Here is a 12,904-nt window from a genome sequence, read left to right as displayed (position 1 = left end):
GGCCGGTCGGGCCGGCCCGGGTCGCTCGTCAGCGGAATCCTTCCTCGTCGGAGGGGAAGGCCGAGGATTGCACGTCGTGGGCGTATCGATTGGCCGCCTCGCGGACCGTGGAGGCGAGTTCGGCGTAGCGGCGGACGAATTTCGGTCGGAAGCCCTCGAAGAGGCCGAGCAGGTCGTGCGTGACCAGGACCTGGCCGTCGCACGAGGGCCCGGCGCCGATGCCGATGGTCGGGATCGCCAGGGCCTGCGAGATGGTCGCGGCGATCTCGGAGGGGACGCACTCGATGACCAGGGCGAAGGCCCCGGCCTCGGCCACGGCGTGGGCGTCGGCCAGCAGGGCGTCGGCGTCGCGCTGGACCTTGTAGCCGCCCAGGTGGCGGACCGATTGCGGGGTCAGGCCGATGTGGGCCATGACCGGCACGTCGGCCTCGACCAAGCGCCGGATGGTCGCGGCCATGCGGCGACCGCCTTCGAGCTTGACGGCCTGGCACTCGGTCTCCTTCAGCAGTCGGCAGGCGGAGCGGACGGCCTGCCGGGGCGACTCGTGGTAGGAGCCGAACGGCAGGTCGGCCACGACCAGGGCCCGGCGGGCGGCCCGGGCGACCATCTCGGCGTGGTAGACCATCTGATCGAGCGTGACCTTGAGGGTCGTGCCGTGCCCCTGGACGACCGTGCCGAGCGAGTCGCCCACGAGCAGGACGTCGATCCCCGCCTCGTCGAGCAGGCGGGCCATGGTGTAGTCGGCGGCGGTCAGCGAGGTGATCTTCCGCCCGTCCCGCTTCCATCGGGACAGGAGCGGAGGGGTCACCACGGGGTCGTTCTCAGTTGCCATGAGAGGCTCCATCGGGGCCGGGCATCGGCGTCGGCTTCATCTTCGTTTTCGGCTTCGGCTTCGGCTTCGGCACAAGCTCGGCCACGAACACGTCGGGCCGATCGATCACAATGCGGTAATGTTTGCGGGCCAGGCGGCGGAGCGAGGCGCGACGAGGGCCGGCGGATTCGTGACTGCCCTCGGGGCCGAGGTCGGCCAGGAAGGCGGCCCCTCGGCCCTGGTAGAACGCGACGAGGGCCAGCGGGTCGTCGGGGTTTTCGAGCTGCCCGCCCCACTCGCCCGCGGCCCGCCGGGCCGATCGGGGGGTGATTTCCAGGCGGCAGCCGCGACGATCGGCGGCGAACAGGAGGGCTTCCGGGGCCACGAGCCAGCGATCGGCCGGGACGACCCGGCGGACCTGTTCGGCGGCCGAGCCCAGGGCACGCCACTCGGACGGGGTCTGCCAGGTCGAGCGGGAGCCGATCGCCGCCATCCCGACGAGGAGCAAACCGAGGGCCGTCGCCCACAGGCGGCCGAGCTTCGAGCGAGCGACGGCGATCAGGCTTCGGGCGATGCCGACGCTCAAGACGGGTGCCAGGACCATCCAATAGTATTCGTGATGCCACTTCCCCGCCAAGAGCAGCAGGGCGAGCGACGCCGAGGCTCCCCAGATGGGCCAGAGGCGGTCGATCGGTCGGATCGCGACCAACCCGAAGACTGCAAGGAGCAGGCCGATCGGCGTGAAGGATCGGATTAGCAGATAGTGTGCCGCGGGCCGGTAGGTTTCGAGTCGGAGGAGGGTCGTCGGCAGCAAGGCGTCGAGCCAGAGGCGACGGTTGTCGAGCGAGGCCCTGGAGCCTTCGCCTTCGGCCAGCAAGGCCGACGCATGGAGATACCAGAGGATGACCGGGATCAGGGCCGAGAGCGCGAGGCAAATTGCCAGGCGGCGTGTTGGGCCGTGTGGGGTGGCTGTGGTGCCGTCGCGGTGTGATGGGGCAGCGGCCCCCCTCACCCGGCCTGCGGCCACCCTCTCCCCCGGAGGGGGCGAGGGTTGAGATGGTTCCATCACCCTCTCGCCGCGAGCGGGGAGAGGGCCGGGGTGAGGGGTCTCCGGCGAGGTCGCAAGGCTTGGCGAGCTCGCCGACGGCCCCCTCACCCGGCCTGCGGCCACCTTCTCCCCCGCGTGCGGGGGAGAGGGATGTGTGAGTGTCTTCGGGTCGACCGAGGGGCGAGTGAAGTCCGGCGCCGGGGGGCTGAGCGAGGCACGCGAACGCCACCCGAAAATCGCCAGGACGAGCGGGATGAGGATGAACGCGGAGGTGACTTTCACCGCCAGGCTGGTCGCCAGCAGGAGCCAACCGGCAGCCAGCCAGCCGCTTCGGACGCGATCGTCGTGTGCGAAGGCATCCCAGCAGCGCAGGGCCACCAGTTGCGTGCCGAGCATGAGGGCGTCGGGCTGCACGGCCCGGCCGTAGCGGATCATGACGGGGAGGATTGCGAATACTCCCACCGCCACCAGGGCAACCCTCACCCCTTCCCGACGACGCACCAGGCCGTAGAGGCCCCAGGCGCCGAGAGTCGTCGCCAGGCCGGACACGAGGCGGCCGGAGACGCCGATCGGCCAGCCGGTCGCCCGGGTCAAGCCGGCGACGAGGGCGGCGTAGATCGGCGGCTCGACGAGGAAGAGGTTCGGGAAGGGGCCGGTGTCGAGCTGCGGGCGGAGAAAGCCCGAGCCGCGTTCGAGGTTGCGCGCGACCATCGCGGTCGGGATCTGGCGGCCGACGTAGTTCTCGACGATCGGTTGATCGGCGTCCCAGGCCCGCAACCCGAAGGTGAAGGCCAGGAGTGCGGCCAGCAGCATCCGATCCGCGTGTCGCGTCACAAGAGTCATTGAGACCAGGAGGTCGGGGTCCGATCCCAGCGATGGGCCCGGAGCGATTGGGCCAGGGCCGGTTCCAGCGGGACACCGTCGCTGGTGGCGATGTTCGCCTCGACGTGCCGGAGCTTGCGCATGCCGGGGATGATGGTCGAGACGGTCGGCTCGCGGAGGATCCAGCGGAGGGCCAGTTCGGGCATGGTCATGCCGTCGGGGATGACCGGGCGGAGGGCCTCGGCCCGGTCGACGCTGGCGCGGAGGTTCTCGGGCACGAAGTAGGTGTTCCGCCAGTCTCCCTCGGGCCAGGAGGAATCGTAGGAGAGGTTGCCGGTGAGGGTCCCCTCGTCGAACGGGACGCGGGCGATGACGCCGATGTTCCGCTCGCGGCAGACGGGGAACAGGTCGTCCTCGGGTGCCTGGTCGAAGACGTTGTAGATGACCTGGACGGCGTCGATCAGGCCGGTCTTGAGGGCCTCGATGCCGTTGGCCGGCTCCCAGCGGTTGACGCTGACGCCGACGGCCTCGACCAGCCCCTCGCGCTTCAGGTCGTCCATGGCGCGCTGCCAGCGGTCGTCGGACGCCCAGGCATCTTCCCAGACGTGGAACTGGAGCAGGTCGATGCGGGGGAGGTCGAGGTTCGCCAGGCTCTTCTCGGCGTACTCGCGGATGTGGTCGGGCGGGAAGCAGTCGTCGAGCGTGAAGCCGCGGCGCGAGGGCCAGGTGAAGTTCTTCGGCGGGAGCTTGGTGGCGACGTAGAGCCGGCGGTCGGGGTGGGCCTTGACCAGGCGGCCGAGCAGGCGCTCGCTGTGCCCCTCGCCGTAGCCCCAGGCGGTGTCGAAGAAGGTGCAGCCCAGCTCGACCGACCGATGGAGGCTGGTCATCGACTCGTCGTCGTCCGAGTCGACCCAGCCGGCCATGCCCCACATGCCGTAGCCGATCTCGGAGACGGACCATCCGGTGCGGCCAAACGTCCGGTATTGCATCGCTCGTTCCAGCAAGGGTGTGATTCGTCGAGACAGACACGCACGGGGCGGCCGGACCAGGGCTTCGGCCGCCCCGGGGCGATTCAGTCGAGTTCCTTGAGGTAGATGTTGCGGAACTCCAGGGGGTTGCCGTGGTGCTGCAGCTCGATCGTCCCCTCGGCCGGGATCGGGCCGTCGTAGTCGGGCCAGTTCTCGAGGGGGACGTCGTCGACGACCTTCTCGCCGTTGAGGAAGACGGTGACGTTCTCCCCCTTCATGATGATGTGAAACGTGTTCCATTCGCCGATCGGCTTGTCGGCGACCACGAGCGGCTTGCTCTCGCCGACCTTGTTGTTGAACAGGCCGCCGGAGCCGATCTCCGGCTCGTCCCAGATTTGCACCTGCGGCTTGCCGCGCAGGTAGATGCCCGAGTCGGCCTTCGGCCCGATCTTCCAATCGACGTACAGCTCGATGTCGCCGTAATCCTCGGCGGTGACGAGGCTGTCCCCCTTGCCGTCGTAGTGGAGGATGCCGTCCTTGACGGTCCAGTGCTCGGCGGCGTCGTTGTCGGTCTTCCAGTGGGTCAGGTCCTCGCCGTTGAACAGGGCGATGAACCCTTCGGGGGGGGTGTTCAGTTGGTGCTCGTCGGCCGGGGCGACGAACAGGAGGGTGGCCAGGGCCACGGTGGTCGAGACGATCACGGGGTCGGTCTCCGAGTCGGAATCTGGAACGAATCCCTAACACAGGGGGGATCGGACGGGAGCGGCGGCCAGCCAGGCCGCCGTCGGTCCTCGATTAGACCGCGAAGCCGACCGCGTGTCACGCCTGCCCCGGTCCGCTCCGGCCGATTGACCGCCCGATCGCCCCGCCCTAGACTCGAACCCATGCCCGGCCCGATTGCCATGCGACGCGGCGGGCACCCATTTCTTTTCGTGATCTTCGCCTGGCCCCGTTTCGGAGTCTCTCCCGATGAATTCTCGGAATCGTTCTCGCCGCGACGTGCTTCGAGGTGCCCTGGTCGGCGGGGCCGCATTCGGCCTCGGTCTGGGCCTGCGGCCGGGCCGGTTGCTGGCGGAAGACCTGAGCGGGGCCCCGGAGGCCGGCCCGATCGGCGAGTTCAAGATTTCGCTGGCCCAGTGGTCGCTGCACAAGCGGTACTTCGCCAGCGGCGACACGGCCCAGGCCAACCTGAACTTCCCCAGGGACACCCGCGAGGAGTTCGGCATCGAGGCCGTCGAGTTCGTCAACCAGTTCTTCAAGGACAAGGCCCGCGACGAGGCCTACCTGAAGGAGTTGAAGCAGCGGGCCGACGACCAGGGGGTCGAGTGCCTGCTCATCATGATCGACGGCGAGGGGAGCCTGAGCCACCAGGACCCCGAGCAGCGCACTCAGGCGGTCGAGAACCACAAGAAGTGGGTCGACGCCGCCAAGGCGCTCGGCTGCCACTCGATCCGCGTCAATACCGGCGACAACTACAGCGCGACCGAGGTGGCCGACGCCGTCGAGGGCTGCTCGGCCCTGTCCGAGTACGCGAAGTCGGTCGGCCTGAACATCATCTGCGAGAACCACGGCGGCCCGTCGAGCGACCCCGACGCCCTGATCGCCCTGATCAAGGGGGTCGGCATGGACAACTTCGGCACCCTGCCCGACTTCGGCAACTTCCCCACCCAGGGGCCCCGCGAGGAGCACAAGTTCGCCATCGACGTCTACGAGGCGATTGCCCGCCTCATGCCCTTCGCCAAGGGGGTCTCGGCCAAGTCGTTCGACTTCGACGACGAGGGGCATGAGATCTTCCTCGACTACCCCCGGATCATGAAGATCGTCACCGACGCGGGCTACAATGGCTACGTCGGCATCGAGTACGAGGGGGGCCGCCTCTCCGAGCCGGAAGGGATCCTGGCCACCAGGGACCTGCTCGCCTCGCTCTCCGGTGCGAAGTACGCGCCGAAGGGCTGACCGAACGCCGAGCACGAGCGGGAGTCGGGCCGGGCCGCGATTGGGGCCCGGCCCGGCACGGCTCGTGCGGCCTGATCGGCGGATCGGACCGGCGAACTCCCGCCCGACTGGTTTTCGAGCATTTTCCCGAGAGTCTTGGATCATGGCGACCCTGGCGAAGCGTTACGTGCCCGTCCTGCTGCTCTCGACCCTGATCGGCCACGGTCAGCCCCTCTCGGCGGACGATCGAGGGCAGACGCTCTGGGTCGAGGCGGAGCGGCCGAGCCGATCGACCATGATCCGCCACCCGCAGTGGTACGACCGGGTCAAGGCCGACCGACTCTCGGGGGGCGACTGGCTCTCCCACTTCTCGGACGATCGGCCCGGGACCGCCGAGTATGACCTCGACGTGCCCGAAGACGGCCGCTATGCCTTCTGGCTGCGGGCCAATCCGGTCCAGACGAGCCTGGATTACCGGATCGACGAGGGGGATTGGCACGCGGTCGACTTCGCGCAGGCCGATCAACAGGTGAACGTGGCCGCCGACGAGAAGCCCGACCTGCGATTCGTGGCCTGGGTCCGCCTCGACGACCTGGAGCTCGAGGCCGGTCGGCATGTGCTGGCCTTCCGGGCCGCAAGCGACTTGCATCATCACGGGGCGATCGATGCGTTCGTGCTCACGACGACGGCCTTCGTCCCCCGGGGGCTGGACCGCCCGGGGGCCTCGGGCGTGAACGTCTTCGGCGGGGCGGGCACCTGGCCCTTCCGGCCCGAGCGGGACACGTTCCGCGCGGATGCCCTGCTCGATCTCCGCTCGTTGAACGAGGAGGTCGCCGGGCAGAACGGATTCGTCGGGCGGACCGAGGACGGCGACGGGTTCGTCCTGGGGGATGGTTCGCCCGCGCGATTCTGGGCCGTCACGACCTATGTGCAACGCCAGGGGGATCTCGACACCGTGAAACAGCACGCCCGCTTCCTGGCCAAGCGGGGCGTGAACATGGTCCGATACCACGGCCACCTGGAGCCGAAGCCCGAGGATCAGCCCGAGGCGACGCTCTCGGACGCCGACCCCGAGGGGCTCGACCAGGCGTGGAAGCTGGTCGCGGGCATGAAGGACGCGGGGATCTACACGACGCTTAGCCCCTACTGGGCGGCCAACTTCAAGGAGGTGCCGGCCCGATTCGGCATCGAGGGCTGGCCCGAGGACCAGAGCCCCCAGGGGCTCCTCTTCTTCAACCCGACGCTCCAGGACGCCTACAAGGCCTGGCTCCGCAAACTACTGACCACGCCGAATCCGTACACGGGCATCCCCCTGGCCGAGGACCCGGCATTGGCGATCATCCAGCTCCAGAATGAGGACTCGATGCTCTTCTGGACGATGCAGAACGTCAAGGGTCGGCAGCTCGAAGTGCTGGGCAAGCAGTTCGGATCGTGGCTGGTGGAGAAGTACGGATCGCTCGATGCCGCCCTCCGGGCCTGGGAGAATGACCGGATGCCCGAGGACGACTTCGCGCGGGGGGTCGTCGGCATCCACATCGTCTGGGAGTGGACCCAGTCGCGGGGCGGGGGGCGCAAGGCCCGGCTCGACGACCAGTTGCAGTTCTTCGGCGAGACGATGTACGGCTTCAACCGGGAGATGGAACGCTACCTGCGCGAGGACCTCGGCTGCCGCCAACTGATCAACGCCGGCAACTGGAAGACGGCCGACCCGATCCGGCTGGAGGACGTCGAACGCTGGTCGTACACGGCCAACGACGTCATCGCGGTCAACCGGTATTACAGCCCGGTGCATCTCGGCCCCGATCGCGGCTGGCGGATCAACGCGGGCGACCGCTACGCCAACACGTCGGCCCTGCTCGACCCGAGGAGCCTGCCGACGAACATCAGGCAGGTCGCCGGATTCCCGACCATGCTGACCGAGACCCGGTGGGTCCCGCCCCTCAGCTACCAGGCCGAGGCCCCCTTCCTGGCGAGCGTCTACTCGGCCCTGACCGGGATCGACGGCTTCGTCTGGTTCTCGACCGCCGAGCCGGAGTGGTCGATCGAGGACCGGGCCGAGTGGAACGCCGCCTCGCGCAAGAAGTGGGAGATCGCCACGCCGATGGTCCTCGGCCAGTTCCCGGCCGCGGCCCTGATCTATCGCCTCGGGTATGTGAGCGAAGGGGAGCCGGTGGTGGTCGAGCACCGGGGCCTCGGCGAGCTCTGGCGACGCGAGCCGCCGATCATCGCCGAGGACCCCAGCTACGACCCGAACCGCGACCTGGGCGACTCGGCCCGGCGGGTGGAGCAATCGGGCTCGGGTGCGGTCGATCCGCTCGCCTTCCTGGCCGGGCCGGTGGTCGTCTCGTACGACGCGGACCCGAGCCGGTCGGACGTGGCCGACCTCGACGCCTTGATCGTCCGCGACCGGCAGCGGGTGGGCAGCGTCACCGGCGAGGTGGTGCTCAACTACGGCCAGGGGTTGTGCGGCCTGAATGCGCCGAAGGCCCAGGGAGTGGTCGGGTTCCTCGATCGCGTCGGGACCTTTGCACTGCGCGATGTGACGATCTCCTCGAAGAACCCGTACGGGGCCGTGCTCGCCGTCTCGCTCGACGACGCACCGCTGGCGAGCAGCCGGGCGGTCCTCGTCCAGGTCGGGACGGAAGCCTTGCCGACCGGCTGGACGACCAGGGCCACCACCTTCCCGACCGACGGCGGAGAGCGGCAGGTCGAGGGGTTCGAGATCGTGGACACCGGCCGGATGCCCTGGGCGATCGCCCGGACCGACGCCTCGATCCGGGTGCAGAACCCGGGGCTGACCTCGGCCGTCGTCCTCGATGCGAACGGCGTCCCCGCCCGGTCAATCGACGTGACCCGGCGGGACGGGGCCGTGCAGGTCGACCTGCCGGCGGATGCGCTGTACGTCGTGCTCAGGGGCGATTGATCGGCTGGTCCCCGTCGGGCCCGGTCGGGGATCGGACCGGGATGCGACGGGCGCGCGGCCCTCGGTCGGGAGGGGGCTCATCGCGAGGCCGGCCGGGGGAGGCTGCCGAGCTTGATCTGGAGCTTCTCGATCAGGTCGGCCCTGGCATCGCGCGCGAAGCGATGTTCGATCTCGCGGCTGACCTCGCTGCCGATCTCCATGCGGCTCGATTCCAGGGCGCTGAGGCCGGGGAGCGGGATGCGCGTCCTGGCCTCGAAATAGTTGCTCCAGGCGGTCCGGCCCGATCGATCGAGCTGCAGCTCGGTTCGGATCAAGGTCGTTTGATGGGGCGATTGCAGGTACGAGGCGCCGTATTGCTCGGTCAGGGTGGTGCGGAAGCGGAACGGGGCCTCGTCCCAGAGCCCGGCCAGCGGGGAGTCGGGGGGAGCGGGGAGATAGCCGTGTCGGACGCAGGCATCCCGGATGACCTGGCGGAGGGCGGAGCGATACGAGTCGTCCGGCGATCCCGCCGGCCCGGCGGTCAGCTCGATCGGCTCGATGAGGATTCCATTCGACCGCACCAGCCCGGCCACGAAGCCCCGGAGCCGTTCCCGGGCGGCGGCGACCGGGGCGGCCGGGGGCCGATCGAGATCGCCCGCCAACCGATCCGAGAGCGCGAGGGCCTCGGCCGGATTCCCGGCGGCGAGGGCCGATTGGGCCAGGCCGAGTTGCTCATCCGTCCATCGCCGGGCGGCCTCGGAGAGGGCCTGTCCCGCTCGGCCCATCAGCGTGCCCAGGGCCGGGTCGGAGGCGGATCGCTCCGCGATCGCTCGGGCCTGCTCCATTGCCTCGCGCGCCGGCCGATCGGGCAGTGCGTCGAGCTGGGCGGCGACATCGGCGATTGCCAGCTCGTCGCGCCGCCGGATGAGGCGATCGAGCCCGCCCGGCGGTTCGAGGGCGGACTCCCGGGCCACCGCGAGCGCCGCATCGGCGGCGAGGAAGGCGGCCGAGGGGTCGCCGAGCCGCTCGGCTTGGTCCATCCGGGCCATGGCCTGGGCGATGGCCTCGGAGCGATCGGCCCGGATCGACCCCTGCCACCAGCGCCAGGCCATCACCGGCATCAGCACGACGACCGCCATGCCCACGCCGATGGGCGTCCAGCGGCGCCATCGCGGTCGTCTCGACCGGCGCCGTCCGACGTTCCTCGGGAAGAAGGGGACCTCGACCAGGGTGCCGCAGCCGCGACAGCGGATCCGACGCCCCGGGGATCGCGACTTCAGGCGAACTTTCCGGCCGCATTCGGGGCACCCGAACGCCACTGACGTCCCCATCCGCGCCCCCCGCCTGTCCGGGTCCGGCTCGTGATCACGGTCAAACAACGAGGGCGGGGCGGCCGGCAACCCGTTTCGGGGGAGTTGCTCCGAGGGGAAACGGGATTCACGGCTCCCCGTGCTGCCTCTCCGCCGATTCGACGGCCGGACGATTCCGCCGATGCCAGCGACGACGCCTTGCTCCGGCATCGATCTTACAACGCGAGGTGAGCCGAGGGGAACGCCCGTGACTCTCCCAACTGGGCCGGACGATCAGTGAGCGCCGGCGGTGCATTGGTCGATCAGCCAGGAATCGACGTCGGAGAGCATGGCGGGGGTGATCGTCCGCGCGGCGTTGTAGACCCGGGAGGTCAGGGGGAGGCCGGCGTTGCGCAGGAGCTGGTCGTCCCGGATCGCGTCCCCGATCGGCGCCCGGGCGTTCCAGAGCCCGTGCAGCGAGAGGATGGGCAGCGACCGGGAGGCCTCCCAGCGGGCCAGGGGGCGGAAGCCCCGGGGGATCCAGCCATTCAAGGCGACCACGCCGGCGAAGCGTTCGGGATGGGTCAGGCCGAGTCGGAAGGCCACGGCGGCCCCCTCGCCGCTGCCGACCAGGAAGATCCGCTCGGAATGCACGTGCAAGGCCCGCATGGTGCGGCAGACGGCGGAGAACAAGGTGTCCTCGATCGCGTCGAAGGAGTCGGCCGACCCGTGCGTCATGAAGCGGGGGAGCATGGCGTCGGGGTCGATCTCCTCCCAGTGCGGGCCGGGCTTGCGCCGCGGGTGGCGGAACGAGGCCCCCCAGTCGTAGCCGACGTGCTTCCCGGCGCGATGGACCGATTCGGGGCCCCGGAGCCCCAGGCCGACGTAGTTCCGCCAGCTCATCGTCGGCATGGCGTCGACGAGCTGCTGTTCGTCGCCGCCCCGACCATGCAGGAGCACGAGCAGCGGATAGGCGTAGTTCGGCTCGTACCGGTGTGGGATGAAGGTCGCTTCGACCGACGTCTCCGCCCCGATCCCGGACGACCGTTCCATCGAGCCGGGCGTCCGGCGTTCCTGAAACATGGTGCGGGCTCCTCTCGGCAGGTGCATCTCGTCTGGGACACTCGGCAGTCACGATCCAGAGCAGTCAGCCGGGAGACACCGTCTCCAGAGGCTCGCACCGGGGGTCAACTGCGGGTGGTCTCGTGGGTGTGCGGCACTGGTGAAAGCATAGCCAGGAAATTGCCGTCCTTCAACATTTTACCTAGTTCATGATGCCGAATCGGGGGTATCATTCCGACCGTTGGGAACGTACGCAATCTGCGGGATCGGTGGAACTTAGGTAATGACGGGTTGCCGTAAGTGAGTCGAGGGGCGTCGCCGGGATCGGGGACGCCCCTGGAACGGTGGGCTCAGGCCTGGTGATGAGGGGTCCCGCCCGGGTGTCTCGGGGGGAAGGCGGGCAGCACGGGGCGGCGGGGAGGCAGATTCTGCCGGCGCTGTTCGAGTTGCTGGCGGAACGCCTGCAAGCGGTTCCGGAACTCCTGGATGCGCTGCTGCTGGTCGACCCGGGTGATCGGGGTCGGCCGGGGGTTGGCGGGGCGATTGGGGATCGGCCGGGGGGTGGGGGTGGGGGTCGGCGTCGGTGTGGGCGTCGGGGTCGGGGTGGGCGTCGGGGTCGGGGTGGAGACCAGGTGGGAATCGGGGGCCTGGGGGACCGGGAGCTTCAGGGTCATCGGCACCGAGAGGGCGACGTTGTTGGCCAGGTTGGACTCGTCGACGAAGTTCTCGGGGTCGACCTGGACGACGAGCCGGCCGACGCCGTCGCCGAGCGGGATGTTGAACGGCAGCTTCCCGGGGAGCTTGAGCGTCTGGTTGACCGTGTGCGAGGCCCCGGCGGCGAGGCCGTTTTCCAGGAGGGCGTCGCCCAGGACCAGGGCGTTCGTCATCTCGCCGTTCGGACCCGCGAGGAGGAATCGCAGGTGCAAGGGGCCGGCGCTGGCGGGTCCCTGGTTGGTGACCGTCGCGGCGACCTGGAAGGAGCCGCCCCAGGTCAGGGTGGCGCCGGGGGTCAGGACGTCGGCGGCCTTCAGGTCGGGCCGGGCGAGATTCGGGTCGACCGGCTTGGCGTCGGCCGTGGGGGTGATCGTGAGCACCTGCCAGTCGATGCCGCGTCCCTGGGGGGCCTGGGGCGAGAAGACCGGGTGGACGTCGTGTCCGACGTCGGCGACGACCCGGGCGATGAAGCCGCCGGACTCGGGGAAGTCCTTCGGCGGGCCGTCGGGCAGCCGGACGTAGCCGGTGACCTCGGCGGAGGAATAGGGTTGCAGCTCCCGGACCTCCAAATCGCCCACCAGGGTGACATCCTGGCCGGTCCCGGCGGGGATGTTCGGCGGGGTGAGGACGACGCGGGCCACCGAGGCCGGCGCCCGGCCCGGGTGGGTGTTCTCGACCCGTGCCGTCACGCGGACCATCTCGCCCCAGTTGAGGGAGGAGCTGTCGAACTCGACCGACCGGACCTCCAGGTGGGCCGACGCCCGGGGGACGATCCGGACCACGGCCGAGTCGATGTTCAGGCCGCGGTCGATGTTGTTGGCGTGATTGGTCTCGGCCACGGCGTTGCCGGCGTCGACCACCATGCCGATGTAGACGGCGTCGTCGGTGCTCATGCCGGGGACGGCGACCGGGGGCAGGTCGAGCGTCTCCTGGAAGTCGACGTCCTCGCCGGCCTTCATGCCCTCGAACTCGACCGAGCCGATGCGGACCGCGCCGGTCGACCGATTGGGAGAGGCCGAGACGTAGACGTCGACCTTGAAGGGGGATGCGGCGTCGACGTTCCCCTCATTGCGGAGGGTGCCGCTGATGCTGAGGGCCTCTCCCCAGTCGCCGGTCGAGTCGGATCGGAAGGAGACGGCGACGAGGTCGGGGCCTTGTGCCCCGGCCACGGCCGACCCGAAATTCGCGGCCAGGAGCTGGCGGCCTTCCAGCGGTTCGAACCGCAGGATTTTCGGGCCTCGCGTACCGCTGCGTCGCCCCTTGGCGTCCTGACGGTCGTGCGTCGCCATGGTCGTCTCCATCCTTGAGTCTCGGCCGGATCGTCATCCGTGGTGGTCCGGGCCGCCCTTCGCC

The 12,904-nt window shown here is 69.7% G+C and carries 9 protein-coding genes; 2 read left to right on the top strand and 7 right to left on the bottom strand.

What is annotated here, in order from left to right; genetic code table 11:
- Nucleotides 1-28 precede the first annotated feature (28 nt).
- From panB to AB1L88_RS18605, 4 genes are all read right to left on the bottom strand, one after another.
- Nucleotides 29-832, bottom strand: coding sequence for a 3-methyl-2-oxobutanoate hydroxymethyltransferase (panB, locus tag AB1L88_RS18620; protein ID WP_367098191.1), 804 nt, complete (start codon nucleotides 830-832; stop codon nucleotides 29-31).
- Nucleotides 822-2,702 carry a glycosyltransferase family 39 protein gene (locus AB1L88_RS18615; protein ID WP_367098190.1) on the bottom strand — a complete coding sequence of 627 codons (1,881 nt, stop codon included), beginning with the start codon at nucleotides 2,700-2,702 and terminating at the stop codon, nucleotides 822-824. The genes panB and AB1L88_RS18615 overlap by 11 nt, the downstream gene beginning before the upstream one ends.
- Complete coding sequence (locus AB1L88_RS18610) at nucleotides 2,699-3,670, bottom strand: aldo/keto reductase (protein ID WP_367098189.1); 972 nt, start codon at nucleotides 3,668-3,670, stop codon at nucleotides 2,699-2,701. Before AB1L88_RS18610 ends, AB1L88_RS18615 begins: the two co-directional genes overlap by 4 nt.
- A gap of 83 nt (nucleotides 3,671-3,753) precedes the next feature.
- A complete protein-coding gene (locus tag AB1L88_RS18605; RefSeq protein ID WP_367098188.1) occupies nucleotides 3,754-4,350 on the bottom strand; it encodes a DUF1080 domain-containing protein in 597 nt (198 codons plus the stop codon).
- 268 nt (nucleotides 4,351-4,618) lie between these two features.
- Here AB1L88_RS18605 and AB1L88_RS18600 point away from each other — a divergent pair, with 268 nt between their 5' ends.
- Nucleotides 4,619-5,605 (top strand): sugar phosphate isomerase/epimerase family protein, encoded by a 987-nt coding sequence (locus AB1L88_RS18600; protein ID WP_367098187.1) that lies wholly within the window; start codon nucleotides 4,619-4,621, stop codon nucleotides 5,603-5,605.
- 142 nt (nucleotides 5,606-5,747) lie between these two features.
- On the top strand, nucleotides 5,748-8,507 hold the full coding sequence (locus tag AB1L88_RS18595) for a hypothetical protein (RefSeq protein WP_367098186.1): 2,760 nt from the start codon (nucleotides 5,748-5,750) through the stop codon (nucleotides 8,505-8,507).
- A 77-nt stretch (nucleotides 8,508-8,584) separates the two neighbouring features.
- Here the strand turns inward: AB1L88_RS18595 and AB1L88_RS18590 are convergent, their stop codons facing one another.
- From AB1L88_RS18590 to AB1L88_RS18580, 3 genes are all read right to left on the bottom strand, one after another.
- Nucleotides 8,585-9,817 (bottom strand): hypothetical protein, encoded by a 1,233-nt coding sequence (locus AB1L88_RS18590; protein ID WP_367098185.1) that lies wholly within the window; start codon nucleotides 9,815-9,817, stop codon nucleotides 8,585-8,587.
- A gap of 252 nt (nucleotides 9,818-10,069) precedes the next feature.
- Complete coding sequence (locus AB1L88_RS18585) at nucleotides 10,070-10,858, bottom strand: esterase (protein ID WP_367098184.1); 789 nt, start codon at nucleotides 10,856-10,858, stop codon at nucleotides 10,070-10,072.
- A 329-nt stretch (nucleotides 10,859-11,187) separates the two neighbouring features.
- Entirely contained in the window at nucleotides 11,188-12,840 is a 1,653-nt protein-coding gene (locus AB1L88_RS18580; RefSeq protein WP_367098183.1) for a CARDB domain-containing protein, read from the bottom strand.
- Nucleotides 12,841-12,904: the final 64 nt, after the last annotated feature.

The sequence above is a fragment of the Tautonia sp. JC769 genome (genome assembly GCF_040717455.1).
In the GTDB taxonomy this organism is placed as follows: Bacteria; Planctomycetota; Planctomycetia; order Isosphaerales; family Isosphaeraceae; genus Tautonia.
This window is presented reverse-complemented; position numbering and strand designations above follow the sequence as displayed.